Origin of the sequence: Streptomyces sp. NPDC049813, assembly GCF_044465085.1 — a bacterium.
Taxonomy (GTDB): domain Bacteria; phylum Actinomycetota; class Actinomycetes; order Streptomycetales; family Streptomycetaceae; genus Streptomyces.
On record NZ_JBITLI010000006.1, the window covers coordinates 99,701 to 119,562 of the forward strand.

Annotated in this window: 18 protein-coding genes and 1 pseudogene; 8 read left to right on the top strand and 11 right to left on the bottom strand. The window is 71.4% G+C overall.

The features are described 5' to 3' along the window. Positions 1 to 83: 83 nt before the first annotated feature. The 3 genes and pseudogenes from ACIBW6_RS15375 to ACIBW6_RS15385 form a co-directional block, all read right to left on the bottom strand. The gene (locus ACIBW6_RS15375) at positions 84 to 437 is read right to left on the bottom strand and encodes a hypothetical protein (protein WP_399059803.1); all 354 of its coding nucleotides are present in this window, start codon (positions 435 to 437) and stop codon (positions 84 to 86) included. A gap of 16 nt (positions 438 to 453) precedes the next feature. Further along, a complete protein-coding gene (locus ACIBW6_RS15380; RefSeq protein WP_399060029.1) occupies positions 454 to 1,440 on the bottom strand; it encodes a transcriptional regulator in 987 nt (328 codons plus the stop codon). An 87-nt stretch (positions 1,441 to 1,527) separates the two neighbouring features. Continuing rightward, positions 1,528 to 1,710 (bottom strand): annotated as a pseudogene (locus tag ACIBW6_RS15385) (helix-turn-helix transcriptional regulator); the annotation flags it as partial. Between the two features lie 177 nt (positions 1,711 to 1,887). Here ACIBW6_RS15385 and tgmA point away from each other — a divergent pair. The 3 genes from tgmA to tgmC are packed head-to-tail and all read left to right on the top strand — an operon-like array spanning position 1,888 to position 4,273. Continuing rightward, positions 1,888 to 2,148, top strand: coding sequence for a putative ATP-grasp-modified RiPP (gene tgmA / locus ACIBW6_RS15390; protein ID WP_399059804.1), 261 nt, complete (start codon positions 1,888 to 1,890; stop codon positions 2,146 to 2,148). After that, positions 2,148 to 3,113, top strand: coding sequence for an ATP-grasp ribosomal peptide maturase (gene tgmB / locus ACIBW6_RS15395; RefSeq protein WP_399059805.1), 966 nt, complete (start codon positions 2,148 to 2,150; stop codon positions 3,111 to 3,113). Before tgmA ends, tgmB begins: the two co-directional genes overlap by 1 nt. After that, entirely contained in the window at positions 3,110 to 4,273 is a 1,164-nt protein-coding gene (tgmC, locus tag ACIBW6_RS15400; protein ID WP_399059806.1) for an ATP-grasp peptide maturase system methyltransferase, read from the top strand. The genes tgmB and tgmC overlap by 4 nt, the downstream gene beginning before the upstream one ends. 104 nt (positions 4,274 to 4,377) lie before the next feature. Here tgmC and ACIBW6_RS15405 read toward each other — a convergent pair whose 3' ends face one another. Beyond that, positions 4,378 to 4,896: a GNAT family N-acetyltransferase gene (locus ACIBW6_RS15405; protein ID WP_399059808.1), complete on the bottom strand. Its 519-nt coding sequence runs from the start codon at positions 4,894 to 4,896 to the stop codon at positions 4,378 to 4,380. A gap of 69 nt (positions 4,897 to 4,965) precedes the next feature. Between ACIBW6_RS15405 and ACIBW6_RS15410 the strand changes: the two genes are divergently transcribed. After that, the gene (locus ACIBW6_RS15410) at positions 4,966 to 5,970 is read left to right on the top strand and encodes a hypothetical protein (RefSeq protein WP_399059809.1); all 1,005 of its coding nucleotides are present in this window, start codon (positions 4,966 to 4,968) and stop codon (positions 5,968 to 5,970) included. Between the two features lie 65 nt (positions 5,971 to 6,035). Here ACIBW6_RS15410 and ACIBW6_RS15415 read toward each other — a convergent pair whose 3' ends face one another. Genes ACIBW6_RS15415 through dnaK form a run of 4 tightly spaced genes read right to left on the bottom strand, consistent with a single transcriptional unit; the run spans position 6,036 to position 10,278 of the window. Further along, complete coding sequence (locus tag ACIBW6_RS15415) at positions 6,036 to 6,485, bottom strand: heat shock protein transcriptional repressor HspR (RefSeq protein WP_399059810.1); 450 nt, start codon at positions 6,483 to 6,485, stop codon at positions 6,036 to 6,038. Positions 6,486 to 6,490: 5 nt separating this feature from the next. Further along, positions 6,491 to 7,681, bottom strand: coding sequence for a molecular chaperone DnaJ (dnaJ, locus tag ACIBW6_RS15420; protein WP_399059811.1), 1,191 nt, complete (start codon positions 7,679 to 7,681; stop codon positions 6,491 to 6,493). Between the two features lie 48 nt (positions 7,682 to 7,729). Next, complete coding sequence (gene grpE / locus ACIBW6_RS15425) at positions 7,730 to 8,416, bottom strand: nucleotide exchange factor GrpE (protein ID WP_399059812.1); 687 nt, start codon at positions 8,414 to 8,416, stop codon at positions 7,730 to 7,732. Next, positions 8,416 to 10,278 carry a molecular chaperone DnaK gene (dnaK, locus tag ACIBW6_RS15430; RefSeq protein WP_399059813.1) on the bottom strand — a complete coding sequence of 621 codons (1,863 nt, stop codon included), beginning with the start codon at positions 10,276 to 10,278 and terminating at the stop codon, positions 8,416 to 8,418. Before dnaK ends, grpE begins: the two co-directional genes overlap by 1 nt. 225 nt (positions 10,279 to 10,503) lie before the next feature. Here dnaK and ACIBW6_RS15435 point away from each other — a divergent pair, with 225 nt between their 5' ends. Beyond that, on the top strand, positions 10,504 to 11,349 hold the full coding sequence (locus tag ACIBW6_RS15435) for a glycosyltransferase family 2 protein (RefSeq protein WP_399060030.1): 846 nt from the start codon (positions 10,504 to 10,506) through the stop codon (positions 11,347 to 11,349). A 276-nt stretch (positions 11,350 to 11,625) separates the two neighbouring features. Here ACIBW6_RS15435 and ACIBW6_RS15440 read toward each other — a convergent pair whose 3' ends face one another. The 3 genes from ACIBW6_RS15440 to ACIBW6_RS15450 all read right to left on the bottom strand — a co-directional run bounded on the left by ACIBW6_RS15440 (position 11,626) and on the right by ACIBW6_RS15450 (position 14,379). Further along, a complete protein-coding gene (locus ACIBW6_RS15440) occupies positions 11,626 to 12,759 on the bottom strand; it encodes a glycosyltransferase (RefSeq protein ID WP_399059814.1) in 1,134 nt (377 codons plus the stop codon). After that, the gene (locus ACIBW6_RS15445; RefSeq protein WP_399059815.1) at positions 12,756 to 13,172 is read right to left on the bottom strand and encodes a hypothetical protein; all 417 of its coding nucleotides are present in this window, start codon (positions 13,170 to 13,172) and stop codon (positions 12,756 to 12,758) included. The genes ACIBW6_RS15440 and ACIBW6_RS15445 overlap by 4 nt, the downstream gene beginning before the upstream one ends. Before the next feature lie 184 nt (positions 13,173 to 13,356). Continuing rightward, a complete protein-coding gene (locus ACIBW6_RS15450) occupies positions 13,357 to 14,379 on the bottom strand; it encodes an MraY family glycosyltransferase (RefSeq protein ID WP_399059816.1) in 1,023 nt (340 codons plus the stop codon). 421 nt (positions 14,380 to 14,800) lie between these two features. Here ACIBW6_RS15450 and ACIBW6_RS15455 point away from each other — a divergent pair, with 421 nt between their 5' ends. From ACIBW6_RS15455 to ACIBW6_RS15465, 3 genes are all read left to right on the top strand, one after another. Further along, entirely contained in the window at positions 14,801 to 17,089 is a 2,289-nt protein-coding gene (locus ACIBW6_RS15455) for a (Fe-S)-binding protein (RefSeq protein ID WP_399059817.1), read from the top strand. 228 nt (positions 17,090 to 17,317) lie between these two features. After that, on the top strand, positions 17,318 to 18,787 hold the full coding sequence (locus ACIBW6_RS15460) for an FG-GAP repeat protein (RefSeq protein ID WP_399059818.1): 1,470 nt from the start codon (positions 17,318 to 17,320) through the stop codon (positions 18,785 to 18,787). 114 nt (positions 18,788 to 18,901) lie between these two features. Beyond that, positions 18,902 to 19,801 carry a YIP1 family protein gene (locus ACIBW6_RS15465; protein WP_399059819.1) on the top strand — a complete coding sequence of 300 codons (900 nt, stop codon included), beginning with the start codon at positions 18,902 to 18,904 and terminating at the stop codon, positions 19,799 to 19,801. Positions 19,802 to 19,862 lie beyond the last annotated feature (61 nt).

The window sequence follows — 19,862 nt, forward strand, 5'->3', positions numbered from 1 at the left end:
GGCGGGCGAGGCCAAGGCGCCGGCCCGACTCGGCGCCGTCCGGGCTGAGTTGCAGCTCGGGAGCGGCGTCGTCGCTCCTGGGGTCAGACGGTCTGCTCGACACGTTCGAAGATGTCGGTGTCCGTCTCCTGCTGCCAGGTCGGCAGGTCGGCCCAGTCGGCGACGTACCCGGGCTTGGGGTCCTCGAAGTGCTTGAACATCTGGGCGGTCCAGCAGATCGCGACGAATCGCCCCTTCTGCTCGCGGGTGAGCTGGGCCGCATGCCCGCCGCTGACCTTGATGAAGTCGCGCACCTGCCCGTACACGGCGGCGGCTGCTTCGCGCTCCCAATCGGGCGTCTGGTCCCACGGCGTGATGTAGCCGGGCTTCGGGTCGCCGGGGTAGTGCTTGTTCACACCGTCGATCCACGCCTCGCGGAAGATCCGGCCGTCGTTCATGCGCGTGTCCCTCTCGTCATGCGGTGCGCGGAAGCGCCGCGATTCGGTGATCAAGAGTCGAGACTCGGTCATCGGACACGAGCGGGGCAAGACGCCCGCGAAGCGCTTCCAGCTTCTTGCAGATGAAACCCGATTCCGACCGGTCCGCCAGTCCGAGTGCTTCCTCCGCGTAGTGCACGACCTGGTCGACGTCCCGCCTGTGCGCCCCGAGCACGGCGAGGTCGCTCAGAACAGCAGCGCGGCGACGCAGGGACAGAGGCTGGGCAAGGGCCGCGGTGAGCGCTTCCTCAGCGAGATCAGGGCGGCCCAGCTGGAGGTAGCAGGCCCCTTTCTCCTCGGCCAGGCGGGAGCCGTCGAAGCGGAGCCAGCCGCCGTTGTGGGAGTGAGCGCCGTCGAGGGCCTGCACTTTCCCGGCTTCATCCAACGCCCGGTTGCACGCATCGAGATCACCCATGGCCGCGTACGCCTGCGCCTGGACGGCCGCGACCCAGTAGCGGGTGGCAAGAGCGTCGTCACCCCGCCTGGCGATACGGAAAGCTGCCGCGAGCAGGGGCTGGGCCGCGTGTGCGCGGCGCGCGTACAGCTCGACGTACGCGTGGCGGGTCATGGCACAGGCCCACAGATCGTGGTCCCCACCGGCATGGGCCGCATTGGCGGCCAGTGTGTAGCACTGCGCGGCGTCGGTGTACCGGTTGACGTCGAAGTACAGCTCACCGACGAGTTGGTAGAGGTCGGCCGTCATCCGACACAGCCGGGACCGATCCGCAGCCGTACGGGTCTCGGCCAGTCCCTTCGCCATCACATCGAGCTGTGCGCGCACCGCTGGGAAGACGACCTGCTTGGAGTCCGACAGCGCGTAGACCTGCCAGAGGCTGCGACGGAGGTCGTCCCCCGTCTCCAGAGGCGTCGGCGCTGCCCGCCCCCGGGTGGCCGCACCGGAATCGGGAAGAGCGACCAGCGCACCCGTGACGGCGAGCAGACCAAGGACTTCGCGGCGCTTCATATCGTCATCATCACCATGGAGGAGGGGTGGAGCAGCGGAGAGCCCGGCTGTCCCGGCCGGCTGTCCGTCGGAGAAGAGAGCTTCCAGCTGGGGGAGAGTCACTCGCAACAGGCAAGCGATCTTGGGCCGTTGGTGGGGGCGCGGGGTGGCGCGACCACTTTCCCAACGGACCACGGTGGACGCGGCCACCGAGAGCGCTTCTGCGAATTCCTCCTGAGAATAGCCCCGGGCCGCACGCCTTTCCGCAAGGAGCTTCCGTCTCGACGTCATAGGTCTCCCCTCACGCGAACCCTTTCACGCACTCATGCCCGCCACACGTCAACGCCTGGAAAACGCCCAGGCATTGCGCGAGCTTGGCTTTGGGGGAAGGTGACGGATCGTCGTTCACTGGTCACACACCGCTCGGAGGCCGAAGGGCCCTCCACACCCTTCGACCCAAGGAGACCCATGACCACCTCTGCCGCACTCCCTTCCCCCATCCGGCCGTGGGGTGTGAGCCGACTCGCGCCCTACCCGACGGTCATCCGTCGACCCCACACCACGGTCGCCATCGACCCCACGACGCAGCTCGGGGTGTTCCGCGACCGTGTCGGGCGGGTGGTCGAGATGGGCAGGCACGGCACCAGCTCCGGGACCGAGACCTCCACGACGACGAACTCGGACTCCAACAACGACCAGGGCCACGACCAGGACAGCAACCAGGACTGATGGCCGGGACCGAGGAGAGGCCGGTTCTGGTGGTCACCGAGGCGGACGACATCACCGCCGACATGGTCATCGCCGAACTCAACCGGCGCGATGTGCCGGTGCTCCGGTTCAACCCCGCCGACATCGGCGAGGACCTCACGATCTCGGCTCAGTTCGGCACCTGCCCGCCCCCTGTGGCCGGGCAGGTGCGCACCCCGTCGAGAACCGCTGATATGGCTCAAGTCCGGTCCGTGTACTGGCGCCGCCCGAAGTGGCCTACGTTTCCCCACTTGTCCGCCGACGACTCACGCTTCGCGGCGGCGCAGGTCCGCTACGGACTCGGTGGCACCCTCTACGCCTTGGATGGTCCGCTCTGGGTCAACCACCCCCTGCGCACTGCCGCAGCCGACTACAAGCCCGCTCAGCTCGTTCTCGCCCAGCAACTCGGCTTCACCGTCCCGCCCACTCTGGTCACCAACGACCCGGACGAAGCCCGCGAGTTCGTCCACGCTCAGGGGCGCGCGATCTTCAAGACGCTGCGATGGACCCCCTACACGCGGGACAGCGTGCCGGTGACCGGCTGGGCGGACCCTGTCACCGCCGCCGAGATCGACGACAGCGTCCGGGTCGTCCCCCACTTGTTCCAGGCTCGTGTGGACAAGGTCGCCGATATCCGCGTGCTGATCGCCGGTCGGCGGACGTTCGCCGTACGCATCGACTCCGACCTCCTGGACTGGCGCAAGGACTACAGCGCCCTGGCCTACACCGTGGAGCACCTTCCCGACCGGGTGGCCAAGGGCCTGCATGCCTACCTGAACCGACTGGATCTGGTATCGGGGAGCTTCGACCTCGCGGTCGACCGCGAGGGGGACTACTGGTGGCTGGAACTGAATCCCAACGGACAGTGGGGGTGGCTGGAGACCGAGACCGGCCTCCCGATGTCCACGGCCTTCGCCGACCTACTCGTGCAGGGAGACCGACGATGACCGACCCGGCATCCGAGCGACGTCGCTTGGCGACCGTGCTCACGAACGGAGGTGTACTGAAATCCCCCTGGCTGCGTGCGGCCGTCGAAGCCGTCCCCCGTGAGCGGTTCCTGCGCCCGGGAGTCTTCCTGGACGAAGGGCGAACCTGGCGGCCCGTCACCACCGCCGACACGGACCCGGACGAGTGGCTGAAGATCGCATACGGCGTCGACACCCTCACCACCCAGCTCGACGGCCACCTCACCGCCGACCAGGCCGACGAATCCGTCATAGGCGTGCCCACGTCCTCCTCGACCGACCCGGCCACCGTCGTCGGCATGATCGAGACCCTGGACCTCGCGACGGGCCACCGAGTCCTGGAGATCGGCACGGGCACCGGCTACTCCACCGCCCTGATGTGCCACTACCTCGGGGAGGACAACGTCGCCACGGTCGAGGTCGACGCACAAGTGGCGGCACGCGCCGATGCCGCTCTCGAAGCCGCCGGCTTCTCGACGTGGACAGCAACGGGCGACGGACTCCTGGGCCACCCGTTCCGGGCACCGTACGACCGAACCATCGCCACCTGCGCGGTCCGCCGCATCCCGTACGCGTGGATCAGGCAGACGAGACCCGGAGGCGTCGTCCTCGGTACGGTCGGCTCGTGGTCGTGGGGAACCGGCCTCGCGAAACTGACTGTCGGCGATGACGGCACCGCCGAGGGCTCGATCGTCGGGCGCTCCTCCTTCATGCACGCGCGGGCCCAGGCGGTGGTCCCGGTGGCTGGCGATCTCTCAGCCCGGACCGCGTACGCGGACCGTGAGCGACGTACTCAGGTATCTCCTCTTGTCCTGGAGGAGTGGATGCCCGCCTTCCTTGCGGAGGAGGCGACGCCCAGTGCTCAGTTCGTCCGCGCGACGGACAGTGACGGGTCGCCCTTGCGGTACCTGTTCGATCCGGAGAGGGAGTCGTTCGCCGAGTTCCTCATCGACGACGAGAGCTGGACCGTCCGCCAGGGCGGCCCGGTGGCCCTGTGGGACGACGTGGAACGTGCCCTCGTCGCGTGGCAGGACGCCGGGGCGCCGGAGATCGACTCCGTACGGCTTCGCGTGACGCCCGCGTCCCACCTGTACTGGATCGACCAGGCCCCTTCCCTGCGATGGGAGCACCGGATCACCTGACCTACTGCGCGGCAGTGAGGGGGACTGTGCAGAAGACGCCCACGCCCCCGGCACCACGCACCTCTGCGACTCAACGGCGCCGCCTGGGCGGAGTTCCTGGGCGGTCAGCCCTGGAACTCGGTCAGGTCGATGGCGTAGAGCCGGATCCCGTTCGTCTGGCCGGTCTGGGCCATGCCCAGCTTGGCCAGGACCTTCGGGGAGGACGTGTCGCCGTCCGGGACGGCCGCGACGACGCGGTCGATCCCGCGGTCCTGGAGGGCGAACTCGAGGGACGCCTGCGCGGCCTCCGAGGCGTACCCCTGGCCCCAGAACTGGCGGCCGAGGCGCCACTGGATGCCGATGTGGTCGGCGATCTGCGGCGGGGCGTCGGGGACGTAGAGGCCGACCGCGCCCGCCAGCTCGCCGGAGCCGAGGAGTTCGACGGCGAAGACGCCGAACCCCTCGTCGTCCCACTCGTCCTCCCAGCGCTCGATGGACTCGGCGGTCTCGTCGAGGGAGAGCGGGGCGCCGTCGCCGATGTGCTGCATCACGGCCGGGTCGGCCTGGATGTCGGCGAGCGGGGCGAGGTCGTCATCGGGCGACCAGCGGCGCAGCAGGAGGCGGGGGGTACGGATCTCGGTCATACCCCCATCCTGCGCCATGGCCCGGCGGGGCCGCACAACCGTGCGAGGCCGCCATGGGTCTTACGCGGCATGACCTCACGCAGATCCGCCGGCGCCGCCGCCCTGGCCGCCCTCGGCGTCACGCTCCTGCTCGGCCCCGCCGCCACCACCGCGGCCGCGCTCCCGCACAGCCACAGCGCGGGCGCCGCCCACGAGGACGATCCCGCTCCCGGCCTGCCGACCGGCTTCCAGGTGTTGTACGACGCGGGGACCGAGACCGCCACCGTCAGCTGGGACGCGAACACCGAGGACGACCTCGCCGGGTACCGGCTCTACCGGCGTGACGTCGGGGACGGCGGGGACGGCGGGGGCGCCGAGGGCGGGGAGTGGGCCCTCGTCAGCGGCGCCGCGCTCCTGACAGCGACCACGACGACCGATCACCTCCCGGCCTCCGGGAACACGTACGCGTACAGCCTGCGGGCGGTCGACCGGGCGGGGAACGAGCTGCCGCCCGGCGGCGGTGACGACTGGTACGTGGAGACCCCGGACGCCTCACCGCCGAGCGTCCCCGCGGACCTCACGGCCCTGGGCACGACCGCGGGCAACACCGTGCGCTGGCAGGCCTCCTCGGACCACGTCGACCACTACGAGGTGTGGGCCGAGCCCGAGGGGCAGCAGGACCCGGACGGGCCCGAGTCCGTGTACGGCACCGGCTTCACCGACGCGCAGGCCGCCTGGGGCGTGAGCGTCACCTACACCGTCGAGGCGGTCGACGCCTCGGGGCAGCGCTCCGGTGTCTCGGCGCCGGTGACCGCCGCCCGCCCCGCGCCGGGCGCGGCTCCGCGGCCGGCCGGGGTGACGGCGCAGGTCCGCGGGGACAAGGTCCGGATCTCGTGGGACGCCGGGTCGGGCGACATGGGCCAGAGCTACCGCGTCTACGCCCACCGCTACCCCGACCCGGCCGCATGGACCCTGGCCGCCACGGCCTACCCGCAGGGCGGGACGGTGGCCTTCACGGCCGCCTCCGGGCCCTTCTACGTGGTGAGCGTCGACGACGAGGGCAGAGAGTCGGCCCCCGTGTACACGTACGCCTGAGCGCACGCGAAGGGGCCCGGAGTTCATGAACTCCGGGCCCCTTCACAGGTACGACTGCGTCCAGGTCAGTCCTGGGGCCGCTTGGGGCGCCAGACCACCAGTGCGCTGGTCTGCTGCACCTCCTGGTACGGGACCAGGTCACGGCGGTACGAGGCGTGCACCGCCGCTTCACGCTGCTGCATGGCGGCCGCGGCGCCGTCCACCGCGGCGGAGAGCTCCGCCACCCGGGACTGGAGCGCCGCCACCTGGTTCTCCAGCTCGATGATGCGCTTGATGCCGGCGAGATTGATCCCCTCGTCCTGCGACAACTGCTGCACGGTGCGCAGCAGTTCGATGTCGCGGGCCGAGTAGCGGCGGCCACGGCCCGCCGTGCGGCCCGGGGAGACCAGGCCGAGGCGGTCGTACTGCCGCAGGGTCTGCGGGTGCAGGCCGGAAAGCTGGGCCGCCACCGAAATGACGTACACCGGGGTTTCCTCGGTGAGTTCGTACGGGTTCGTGCGACGCCGGCCGTCCATCTCGCTCAAGCTCCCTTCGCGGCCTGAAACAGTTCTGCCCGCACATCGGTGTCCTCAGTCGCCTTGCGGTACGACTCCAGGGCCGAACGGGCCTCGTCGGAAAGATCCTGCTCCTCGGGGACGGCCACCTCGACCGTGACGAGGAGGTCTCCGCGCGTGCCGTCCTTGCGGACGGCTCCCTTGCCGCGGGCCCGCATCGTCCGCCCGTTCGGCGTGCCCGGGGGCAGCTTCAGGGTGACGGCGGGACCGCCGAGCGTGGGCACCTTGACCTCGCCGCCGAGCGTCGCCTCGGTGAACGTGACGGGCACGGTCACCGTGAGGTTGTCGCCCTTGCGGCCGAAGACGGGGTGCGCGGCGACGTGGACGACCACGTACAGGTCGCCCGCGGGGCCGCCCCGCTCACCGGGTCCGCCCTTGCCGCGCAGCCGGATGCGCTGCCCGTCCGCGACCCCGGCCGGGATGCGGACCTGCATGGTGCGCGAGGACTTGGCACGGCCCGAGCCCTTGCAGACCTCGCAGGGGGTCTCGGCGATGAGGCCGCGCCCCTTGCAGTCCACGCACGGGTCGGTGAGGGAGAAGCCGCCACCGCCGCCCCGCGAGACCTGCCCGGTGCCGACGCAGGTCGGGCACACCCGCGGCGTGCCGTTCTTGTCGCCGGTGCCGGAGCACGCCTTGCAGGGCGCCTGGGAGGACATGCGCAGCGGAACCGTCGCGCCGTCCACCGCCTCGGTGAAGCTCAGCGACACCTCGGACTCGATGTCCTGGCCGCGGCGCGGCTGCGTACGCGTACCCGCGCCCGCGCCGCCCCGGTTGAACAGGCCGCCGAAGACATCGCCGATGCCGCCGCCGAACCCGCCGGAGCCGCCCTGGCCCTGGGCGCCGCCTCCGAAGAGGTCGCCCAGGTCGAAGTTGAACGTGCCGCCGCCGGCCCCGCCGGGTCCCGGCCGGAACCCGCCGTTGCCGAACAGGGCGCGCGCCTCGTCGTACTCCTTGCGCTTCTTGGGGTCCCCCAGGACGTCGTTCGCCTCGGAGATCTCCTTGAAGCGCTCCTCCGCCTTCTCGTTGCCCTTGTTGGCGTCCGGGTGGTTCTCCCGGGCGAGCTTGCGGTACGCCTTCTTGACCTCGGCGTCGGTGGCGTCCTTGGGGACGCCGAGGACCTTGTAGTAGTCCTTCTCGATGAAGTCCTTGGTGCTCATCGGCCTCGACGTCCCTCCTCACTCACATCAGTTGCTCCGCGGATCACGTCAGCCCTCGTCCGGGCCACCGCTCTCCTTCTCCGCGTCCGCCTCGGAGGCGTCCGCCGCGTCGGCCGTGCCGGCCTGCGCGCCCGGCTGCGGCTCGGCCACCGCCACCCGCGCGGGGCGGATGGTGCGCTCGCCGATCCGGTAACCCGGCTGCAGGATCGCCACACACGTCGTCTCGGTGACGTCCGGCGCGTAGCTGTGCATCAGGGCCTCGTGGACCATCGGGTCGAAGGGCTCGCCCTCCTTGCCGAACTGCTGGAGGCCCAGCTTGGCCGCGACCGTCTCCAGCGACTCGGCGACGGACTTGAAGCCGCCGACCAGCTCGCCGTGCTCACGGGCCCGGCCGACGTCGTCGAGGATGGGCAGCAGCTCGGTCAGGAGGTTCGCGACCGCGATCTCCTTGACCTGCACGCGGTCCCGCTCCACCCGGCGCCGGTAGTTCTGGTACTCGGCCTGCAGGCGCTGGAGGTCCGTGGTGCGCTCGGTGAGCGCGGCACGTGCCTGGTCCAGCTGGGCCGTCAGGCCCGCGTCCTGCTCGGTCTCCTTGCTCGCGTCCCCGGCCGGGGCCTCCGGGCCCTCCTGGGTGGAGGGCTCGGGGGCCTTCGGCGCAGCGTCGTCGGCGGCGCCGGAGGGGACGTCAGGCTGCTCGGCGCTCTCGCCGCCCAGGCCCGGGGTCTCCTCCGTCATCAGGCGGCGCCACCCTTCTGGTCCTTCTCGTCGTCGACGATCTCGGCGTCGACGACGTCGTCGTCCTTGGACATGTTCGGGCCCTCGGCGCCCTCGGCGCCCGGGGCAGCGCCCTCGGCGCCGGCGGCCTGCGCGTCCGCGTACATGGCCTGGCCCAGCTTCTGGGAGACCGCGGCGACCTTCTCGGTGGCGGTGCGGATCTCGGCCGTGTCCTCGCCCTTGAGCTTCTCCTTCAGCTCGCCGACGGCTTCCTCGACCTCGGTCTTCACGTCACCGGGGACCTTGTCCGCGTTGTCGCTGAGGAACTTCTCCGTCTGGTAGACGAGCTGCTCGCCCTGGTTGCGCGACTCGGCGGCCTCGCGGCGGGCGTGGTCCTCCTCCGCGTACTTCTCGGCCTCTTCGCGCATCCGGTTGACCTCGTCCTTCGGCAGCGAGGAGCCACCGGTGACGGTCATCTTCTGCTCCTTGCCCGTGCCGAGGTCCTTGGCGGTCACGTGCATGATGCCGTTGGCGTCGATGTCGAAGGCGACCTCGATCTGCGGGACACCGCGCGGGGCCGGCGGCAGACCGGTCAGCTCGAACATCCCGAGCTTCTTGTTGTACGCCGCGATCTCGCGCTCGCCCTGGTAGACCTGGATCTGCACCGACGGCTGGTTGTCCTCGGCCGTCGTGAAGATCTCGGAACGCTTGGTCGGGATCGTGGTGTTGCGCTCGATGAGCTTGGTCATGATCCCTCCCTTGGTCTCGATGCCGAGGGAGAGCGGGGTGACGTCGAGCAGCAGGACGTCCTTGACCTCGCCCTTGAGGACACCGGCCTGGAGGGCGGCGCCGATGGCGACGACCTCGTCCGGGTTCACGCCCTTGTTCGCCTCGTTGCCGCCCGTCAGCTCCTTGACGAGCTCGGCGACGGCGGGCATACGGGTCGAGCCACCGACGAGAACGACGTGGTCGATCTCGGAGAGCTGGATGCCCGCGTCCTTGATGACGTTGTGGAACGGCGTCTTGCAGCGCTCCAGCAGGTCGGACGTGAGCTGCTGGAACTGGGCGCGGGTGAGCTTCTCGTCCAGGTGCAGCGGGCCCTCGGCGGAGGCCGTGATGTAGGGCAGGTTGATCGTGGTCTCGGTCGAGGACGAGAGCTCGATCTTCGCCTTCTCGGCGGCCTCGCGCAGGCGCTGGAGCGCCATCTTGTCCTTGGCGAGGTCCACGCCGTGGCCGTTGTTGAACTGCTTGACCAGGTAGTCGACGACGCGCTGGTCCCAGTCGTCACCACCGAGGTGGTTGTCGCCGTTCGTGGCCTTCACCTCGACGACGCCGTCGCCGATCTCCAGGAGGGACACGTCGAAGGTGCCGCCACCGAGGTCGAAGACGAGGATCGTCTGGTCGTCCTTGTCGAGGCCGTACGCGAGAGCGGCGGCCGTCGGCTCGTTCACGATGCGCAGGACGTTCAGGCCCGCGATCTCGCCGGCCTCCTTCGTCGCCTGGCGCTCCGAGTCGTTGAAGTAGGCCGGGACGGTGATGACCGCGTCCGTGACCTTCTCGCCGAGGTACGACTCCGCGTCCCGCTTCAGCTTCTGCAGGATGAACGCGGAGATCTGCTGCGGGTTGAAGTCCTTGCCATCCAGGTCGATCTTCCAGTCAGTGCCCATGTGGCGCTTGACGGAGCGGATGGTCCGGTCCACGTTCGTGACCGCCTGGCGCTTGGCGACCTCGCCGACGAGCACCTCACCGTTCTTGGCGAAGGCGACGACGGACGGCGTGGTCCTGGCGCCCTCGGCGTTGGTGATGACGGTGGGCTCGCCGCCTTCGAGAACGCTGACGACGGAGTTAGTCGTGCCCAGGTCGATGCCGACCGCACGTGCCATTTCGATTCCTCCAGCTGATACTTGAGTGGAACTGACTCAAGACTGCAACACCACCCCCCTCCGCGTCAACAGACATGAGTCGAACTCACTCAACTTTTATCCTGCGCTTATGGGCAGGATTCTGACACACCACCCCTGACCAGCACGTTCAACCAGTCGTCAGCGGGCCGCACATCGTGAGGAGTCTCCGTGGAATTGCCCCGGGTCGCCGTCGTAGCCGTCCTGATGACCACCCACGACCGCCGCGACACCACCCTCGCGGCCCTCGACGCCCTCGCCGCGCAGCGCTCGCTGCCGGCCGGTACCCGCGTACGGGTGCATCTGGTCGACGCGGGTTCCACGGACGGCACCGCCGAAACGGTGCGCCGCGCCCACCCCGGCGTCCAGGTGACGGTCGTCGGCGCCGACGTCCGCTGGGGCGAGGGCATGCGCCTGGCCAGCCGCAACAGCCGGGCGGCCGGTCTCGCCGAGCCCACGCACCAGCTGTGGCTCGACGACGACGTCCTGCTCGCCCCGGACGCGCTGGCCCAGCTCCTGGGGGTCTCCGCCGCCCTCGACGAGGAGGCCGTCGTGGTGGGCGCCGTCCGGCACCGCGGCGCCACCGTCCACTCGGGCCGCCGCCGCCACGGCCGCGCGCTCGCCCTCGTCGAACCGGACGGCACCCCCGAGCCCTGCGACACGTACGACGGCGACGTGGTGCTGTTGCCCTGGGGCGTGCGGGAGCGCGTAGGCGACATCGACAAGGTCTTCCGGCACGGCATGGGCGACTACGACCACGGCTTCCGCGCCCGGCGCGCGGGTGTCCCCGCCTACGTGGCCCCCCGGCACGTCGGCGACCGCCATGTCGCCCACCGCCCCGCGGGCCCGGCGTCGGCGCCCTTCGGCTCCCGCGAGCCGGTCATCGGCGTCCGCGCGGCGCTGCGCCGCCGCTCCCCCGCGCCCGACCTGCCGGTCCGGCAGTGGTGGGTCTACTGCTGGCGGCACACCGGCCTGCGGGCACCACTGCTGATGGTGGCGCCCTACGTGGTGACGGTGATCCGCGCGGTCCCGACGGGGCGAACGACTCCGTAGGGCGGGGCCGCGCGGCGAACGGCCGCAGGCCGGAGGGGCCGCAGGCCGAACAGCCGCGCGCCGAAGAGGCCGCACGCCGAAGAGGCCGCACGCCGAACAGCCGCACGCCGAAGAGGCCGCACGCCGAACAGCCGCACGCCGAAGAGGCCGCACGCCGAACAGCCGCACGCCGAAGAGGCCGCACGCCGAAGAGGCCGCACGCCGAACAGCCGCGCGCCGAAGGGGCCGCACGCCGAAGGGCCGCACTGTAGAGCGGCCGCACTGTAGAGCGGCCTCTCAGCCCCCCGCCGCCCCCACGACCTGGGCATACAGGTGTTCCGTCCGTTCCACCCACGCCCGCTCGCCGTACCGCTTCGCGCAGACCCCCCGGCAGTGTTCGCGCAGGGTGGGGAAGATGCGGTCGGCCGCGTCCAGCGCCGCGGCCAGCGGGGCGTCCCACGCGGCGACGGTGCCGGTGCCGTCGGAGCGCACGGCCCGCGGCGCCGCCGACCCCTCGAACGCCAGCACGGGCAGCCCGGCCGCCAGGGCCCGCGGATAACCGGCGGGCACCGCGCCCGCGGCCCACGGCCCGGGATGGACGAGCCCCCGGTAGCCCGGCAGCAGGCGGCGCAGCGCGGGCCGCTCGACGGCGCCGAGGAACCGCACGGACGCGGGCGCCGCCGCCCGGCAGGCCGGCTCCAGCGGACCCGCCCCCACGACGTCGAGCCGCCGCCCCGCGGGCCAGTGGCGCAGCAGGTCGAGGACCCGCTCCTCCGGGGTGAGCCGGCCGACGACCACGAAGGCGTCACCGCCGCCCGCACCGGCCGGACCGTCCGCCACCGGGACGAGGTGCGGGAGCACGGTGAGCCGCTCCGCGGGCAGCCCGGCCCGCTCGTACGTGTCCCGGCTCAGCTCGGAGAGCACGATCACCCGGTCCGCCCGCCGCAGCAGCGGATCGCGCCGGACCCCGCCGCGGGACGCGGCCGCCCACGCGCGCGGCAGCGCAGTGAGGCGCGCGCCCGGGTGCGGGGCGTGCAGCGTCGCCACGAGCGGGCGGGTCCACTCGGCTGTCCAGGAAAGGCCGGACCCGGCGGACCCGGCGCTCCCCGGGGCCGCGGTGTGGACGTGCACGACGTCCGGCGCGAAGGCGCGCAGCGCGGGCAGCGGGCTGCGCCCGTGCGCCGCGACGAGGCCGGCGACGCGGCGCGCCGCCTGCCAGGACGCGGGGCGCGGGCCGTCGGTGCGGGTGACGCCGCCACCGACGCCGCCGACGCCGCCGACGCCACCGTCGACACCCACGACGCGGACGTCGTGACCCGCGCGGCCCAGGGCGGCGGCCTGTTCGAGGACGGCCTCGGCCGGGTCGTCGGAGTCGTCGGAGTCGCCGGACGCGGCCCATCCCCGGAACGCGTGGACCAGCGCGACCCTCACGCGAACACCGCCTCGTGCGCGACCCCGGTCCGCACCAGCGCCAGGTCACCGCCGAACTCCCCGGCCCCGGCCAGCACCTGCGGCAGCTCGGACCCCGAGTCGACCTGGAGCAGCACCCGCTCCCCGGGGGCTACGACGTCCTCCCAGACCCCGTCCAGGCGCCGCACCCACGCCCGGTCCCGGTCGCCGAGCGCGTAAGGCAGCACGTGCCAGTCCCCGTCACGGGCGGCGACCCGGCGCACCGCGGCCCGGGGCCCGCCGAACGGTTCGAAGGAGACGATCCGGCCCCGGTAGCCGCGCCGCCGCAGCGCCCGCCCGAAGGCACCGTCCTGGCCGCCCGAGTCCAGCACCAGGTCGATCTCGAAGTGGGCGAGTTGCCGCGCCAGCTGCCGCATCCGGCCGAGACCCGTCATCCGTCTGCTCCCTCACGTGTGCGTGTGCCTGTGTGCCTGGGCGTATGCGCGTGCCTGTGTGCCTGTCCGTATGCGCGCGCCTGTGTGCCTGTGTCTGGGTGCCGGTGCGCGTACGTATGCGGTACGTACGCGCACCCGTCCGTCTGTACGTGTCCGGGCGCCGCCGCCCTCAGATACGCCCGCCTCAAAGCTCCGCCCGCATCACCCCGGCCCGGCCCGGCCGCAGCCGCCCGCGCCCCGCGGGGACCGGCACCCGCAGCAGCAGCGCCACGGAGACCAGCGCCGCCCCGGCCAGCCACCAGACGACCGGCGCGCCGACCGTCCCCCGGTGCAGCAGCACCCCCGTGGCCGTGCCGAGCGCCGTCGCCGCGCCCAGCGCCACGGCGATCCCGGGCGGGGTGAGCCCGAGCCGGCGCAGCCGGTGCCCGATGTGGTCCGGGCCCCGGCGCAGCACCCCGCGTCCGGCCAGCCGCCGCGCCATCACCACCAGCGCCGCGTCGGTGGTCACCACGACGGTCAGGGCGAACAGCGCGGCGGGCGTGGCCGCGCTCGCCGGCCCCGTGGTGACGAGCAGGGCCGCGCAGGACAGGAGGAACCCGGTGAGCAGGGTGCCGCAGGACCCTGCGCGGACCCGGGCCGGATACCAGTTGTGCGCCGAGAAACCGGTGAGCGCGGCGGCGAGCAGCCCGAGGACGACGGCGAGCGACTCCGCCCCCCGTGCCCCGGCGCAGACGCACAGGCCCAGCGCGGTGACGGCGCCGACCACGCCCAGGGCTCCGTCGAAGGCGTCCAGGAGCGTGAAGGCGTTCGTCACGAAGACGATCCACAGGGCCGCCACCGCGCCCGCCACCAGGCCGAGCTGCGTGCCGTGCACCACCACGCCGGCGGCCGCCGCCTGGACGGCGACGCGGGCCCGCGCGCCGCGCGGCCTGAGGTCGTCGAGGAAGCCGAGGAGGGCCACGGCGCCCGCGGCGAGCAGCAGGGCGCCGGTGTCGGGGTCCGGTGTGACGCGGCCGGTGACGGTCCCCGCCCCGACGACGACGGCCAGCGTCCCGGCCACCGCGACCCCGCCGAGCCGCGGCACGGCCCGGGTCCGCGTCCGGCGCGCGCCGCGCCGGGTGTCCCCGGCGGCGAGCAGGCGCACCCCGGCGGTCAGGGTGAGGGAGAGCAGCAGGGCGGTCGCCGCGGCGGCGGTCCCGTACAGCACGCTCAGGCCTTGGCCGGGGTGGCCGGACACGTCGCAGCTGCGGTCATCGTGGGCCCCTCGGCGGTCGCGGCGTCCCAGGGACACCGGGTGGAAGCGGGGTGGAAGCGGGGGAAGCAGAAGGAAGCAGGAGAAGCAGGGTGGAGGCGGTGGATCGGGGTAGCCCCGGGGGCGTGCCCGTCGAGGCCCCCCATAAGCTATTCGGTTTTGTCCACATATGGTGCGAATAACACGATCCGCTTCCGCGCCCGCGCGCCGTCCGGACACCGCCCACCCAGGGTGCCCTCAGCGACACAGATCACGACCCGGGCGACTACATTGCGATCGCGTAAGTGGGTAGTCTCAGACGGACTGCATAAGTTACCGCTTAGTAATCACTGGTACGTCAACGACGAGACCACCTCGCAGGCCCGAGGAGCCCCCAATGCAACTCGCCGCGATCATCGTGTCGCTGGTTCTGATCGTGGTCGGCACGGCGCTGTTCGCCCGCGCCGTCCTGCAGATCTACAACTTCATGCGGCTCGGCCAGAACGTGCCCGCGGGCACCCGCACCGACGAGCCCGTACAGCGCACCGTCACCGTGGCCAAGGAGTTCCTCGGCCACACCCGGATGAACCGCTGGGGCATCATCGGTGTCGCGCACTGGTTCGTGGCGGTGGGCTTCTTCACCCTCCTGCTGACCATCGTCAACGCCATCGGCCAGCTCTTCCAGGCCGACTGGCTGCTGCCGGTCATCGGTGACTGGGCGCCCTACAACGTCTTCGTCGAGTTCATCGGCACCATGACGGTGCTCGGCATCCTCGTGCTGATCGTGGTCCGCCAGCTGAGCCTGCCGCGCAAGCCGGGCCGCAAGTCCCGCTTCGCCGGCTCCAACTTCGGCCAGGCGTACTTCGTCGAGGCCGTCATCCTCATCGTCGGCGTCTGCATCTTCATGCTGCACGCCCTCGAAGGCGCCCAGCACCACGTCGGCTCGTACGAGTCCTCGTTCTTCATCTCCTACCCGGTGGTCAACTGGCTGGAGGGCATGGACGTCTCCACGCTCCAGACCCTCACCTACTTCTTCGCCGGGGTGAAGATCGCGACCTCCTTCATCTGGATGATCACGGTCGCCCTGAAGACCGACATGGGTGTGGCCTGGCACCGCTTCCTGGCCTTCCCCAACATCTGGTTCAAGCGCAAGGCCGACGGCGGTACGTCGCTGGGCGCGCTGCTGCCGATGACCTCGCAGGGCGAGGCGATCGACTGGGAGGACCCGGCCGAGGACGCCGTCTTCGGTGTCTCCCAGGTCGAGCAGTTCTCCTGGAAGGGCCTGCTCGACTTCTCCACCTGCACCGAGTGCGGCCGCTGCCAGTCGCAGTGCCCCGCCTGGAACACCGGCAAGCCGCTCTCCCCCAAGCTCCTCATCATGTCGCTGCGCGACCACGCGCACGCCAAGGCGCCCTACCTGCTCGCCGGCGGCGGCAAGTCCATGGAGGGCGAGGAGAAGGCCACCGAGGAGCAGCTCAAGGACGTGCCCGCCGCCGCCCTCGCGGAGGCCGAGCGCCCGCTGATCGGCACCCTCGAAGAGAACGGCGTCATCGACCCGGACGTCCTGTGGTCCTGCACCACCTGCGGCGCCTGCGTCGAGCAGTGCCCGGTCGACATCGAGCACATCGACCACATCGTCGACATGCGCCGCTACCAGGTGATGATCGAGTCCGCGTTCCCGTCCGAGGCGGGCACGATGCTCAAGAACCTGGAGAAGAAGGGCAACCCCTGGGGCCTGGCGAAGAAGCAGCGCCTGGAGTGGCTCAAGGAACTGGACTTCGAGGTCCCGGTCGTCGGCAAGGACATCGAGGACCTCACCGAGATCGAGTACCTGTACTGGGTCGGCTGCGCCGGCGCCCTGGAGGACCGCGCCAAGAAGACCACCAAGGCCTTCGCCGAGCTGCTGAACATCGCGGGCGTGAAGTTCGCGATCATGGGCGGCGACGAGAAGTGCACCGGTGACTCCGCGCGCCGCCTCGGCAACGAGCCGCTCTTCCAGCAGCTCGGCCAGGAGAACGTCATGGCCCTGAACATGGCGTTCGGCGAGGAGTACGACGACGACGGCAAGGTCACGGCCGAGTCGAAGAAGCCGAAGACGGTCAAGAAGATCGTCGCCACCTGCCCGCACTGCCTCAACACGATCGGCAACGAGTACCCGCAGCTCGGCGGCGACTACGAGGTCATCCACCACACGCAGCTGCTCCAGCACCTCGTCGACGAGGGCAAGCTCGTCCCCGTCACCCCGGTCGAGGGCCTCATCACGTACCACGACCCGTGCTACCTGGGCCGCCACAACAAGATCTACTCGCCGCCGCGCGAGATCATCTCCAGCGTCCCCGGTCTGCGCAACGAGGAGATGCACCGCCACAAGGAGCGCGGCTTCTGCTGCGGCGCCGGCGGCGCCCGCATGTGGATGGAGGAGCGGATCGGCAAGCGCATCAACAACGAGCGCGTCGACGAGGCCCTCTCGCTCAACCCGGACATCGTCTCCACCGCCTGCCCGTTCTGCCTCGTCATGCTGACCGACTCGGTCAACGGCAAGAAGAACGACGGCAAGGCCAAGGAGTCCGTCCAGGTCGTCGACGTGGCCCAGCTGCTGCTCGACTCGGTGAAGACCCCCTCCGACCCGCCGCCCGCGGGCGAGCCGGAGCCGGCCGACGCGCCGGAACCGGAGCCGGTCAAGTAGCCGCGTCCGCCGCGTGCAAGAGGGCACCCCGCCTGTGCGGGGTGCCCTCTTCGCGTACGGAACGAATTGCGTGCCCCGTACAACCCTTGTGCCCCGCAAGAAGTCTCCTGTGCGCCGAACAACGGGTGGCGGCCGGGACAACTCCCGTCAAACACCCACCGGACGGCACCACACAGACGCCGGATGCCTGCCAGGCATCCCCCTTCACGCCGCAGGAGCCCACCGCACATGGACCAGCCCAGACGCACCTCCGCCCCGGCCCGTCTCCGCCTCATCACGGCGACCGCCGCCGCGCTCACGCTCACCGGCGGCCTCTTCCTCGCCGCGACGGGCCCGGCCTCGGCCGCGGCGCCGCAGGTCGCGGCGGGCGACGCCGACTTCAACGGGGACGGGTACGCGGACGTGGCCGCGTCCGTCGCGTTCGCCACCGTCTCCGGCCAGCAGGCCGCGGGCCAGATCAGCGTCGTCTACGGCAACACGGCCAAGCACACCACCATCAGCCAGAACAGCGCCGGCGTCCCCGGCTCCGCCGAGAAGGCGGACAACTTCGGCGGCGACCTCGCCTACGGCGACTTCGACGCCGACGGCTTCGACGACCTCGCCGTGGGCGCTTCCGGCGAGGACGTCGGCAGCGACGTGGACGGCGGCATGGTGACCATCCTGTGGGGCTCCGCGAACGGCCTGTCCGGCGGCACCACCGTCACCGACCCGCGCCCCACCAAGCACGACCTGTTCGGGTTCGCCCTCCAGGCGGGCGACTTCGACGGCGACGGCAAGGACGACCTGGCCGTCGGCACGAAGTTCTCGGCGACCGTCGACGTCATACGCGGCGGCATCAGCAGGTCCGGGGCGACGCACGGCACCTACGCCGTCACCGCGCCCATCCACACCGGTGACGCCGGCGTACGCAACCTGCACTCGGGCGACATCAACGGCGACGGCAAGGACGACCTCCTCGTCAACGGTTTCGAGAAGGACACCGAGGACGGCTGGGACGCCAACTTCTACCTGCCCGGATCCGCCTCGGGCGTGACGGCGGCCGGCTACAAGAAGCTGCCCGCCGGCATCATCACGGACGTGGGCGACGTGAACAACGACGGCCGCGGCGACATCGTCTTCGGCCTGAGCTGGGACGACAGCATCCCGCACGCCCAGCTCGGCGGCGCCGTCCTGATCGCCAAGGGCACGGCGAGCGGCCCCGCCGCCTCCGTCCAGACCATCGACCAGGACACCGCCGGGGTGCCCGGCGCGGGTGAGAAGGAGGACGGCTTCGGCGACGAGATCGACCTCGGCGACGTGAACGGCGACGGCCACCTCGACCTCGTCGTCGGCGCCCCCGGCGAGGACGTCGACGGAGCCACCGACGCCGGTTCGATCACCGTCCTGTACGGCGCGGCCGACGGTTCCGGCATCACCGGCACGGGCTCCCAGTTCTTCAGCCAGAACAGCCCGCGCGTCCCCAACAACAGTGAGAAGAACGACTACTTCGGCTCCGACGTCCACGTGGACGACCTGGAGACGGACGGCCGCGGCGACATCGTCGTGGGCGCCATGGGCGAGAACGCCGACGACGGCGCCGTGTACACCCTGCACTCCAACGCGGACGGCACGTTCTCCGGCAGGTCCGAGTACTACGTGGCCACGCTCGGCATCTCCGCCAGCGGCACCCCGGGGCTCGGCATGAACTTCGCCGACTGAGCCCGGCCGCCCCCTCGGGCGGGTCCCTTAGGGGATGTCACAGCTCAGACGCAAAGCCGGGCCCGCACCCCGCGGGCCCGGCACACGCCCGGCGAAACCAGGTACGTTCGACGGGTGGCTGGATTCAGGAACGGACGCGGCCGGGACAACCGCGAAGCGCCGCAGGGGCAACCGCAGCACTACGGAGGCCGGCAGTGGCCGCAGAGCGGCGACGGGCACGGTGAGCCGGAGTACTTCGGCGACCCCGGCACGCCCCGGCACCCGCAGGGCGGCTACGACCCGTACGCGGCGAACAACCCGGGCCACACCCAGGCGTTCTCCGTGCACGAGGACCCCTACCCCCAGGGCCAGGGCGCCCCGTACGGCCAGAACGCGGACGCGTACGGCCGCCAGCAGGCCCCGTACGGCCAGAACCAGGACGCCTACACCCAGGGCGCCACGTACCAGGCGGGCTCCGCGCCCGGCCCGGTCGGCCCGCGGCTGCACTGGAAGCAGCTGCTCAGCGGCGTGATCCTGCGCCCCGCGCCCACGTACCTGCAGATGCGCGACTACGCGATGTGGGCCCCGGCCCTCATCGTCACGTTCCTCTACGGGCTGCTGGCGGTCTTCGGATTCGACGGCGCCCGCGAGGACGTGATCAAGGCCACGCTCGGCACGGCGATCCCGTACGTCCTGTTCACCGGCATCGCCATCACCATCAGCTTCTTCGTGCTCGGCGTGGTCACCCACACGCTGGCCCGCCAGCTCCAGGGCGACGGCGCGTGGCAGCCCACGGTCGGCATGTCGATGCTGATCGCGTCCCTCACGGACACCCCGCGACTGATCGTCGGCATGTTCCTCGGCGGCGACGAGGGCTTCGTCCAGCTCCTCGGCTGGGCGACCTGGCTGGGCGCCGCCGCCCTGCTCACCACGATGGTGGCCAAGTCGCACGACCTGCCGTGGCCCAAGGCGCTCGCCGCGTCCGCGATCCAGCTGATCGCGCTGCTGTCGATCATCAAACTCGGCACGTTCTGACCGAGCCGCCCGGCAGACGCCGTCGCCCCTTGCCCGGTCCGGGCAAGGGGCGACGGCATTC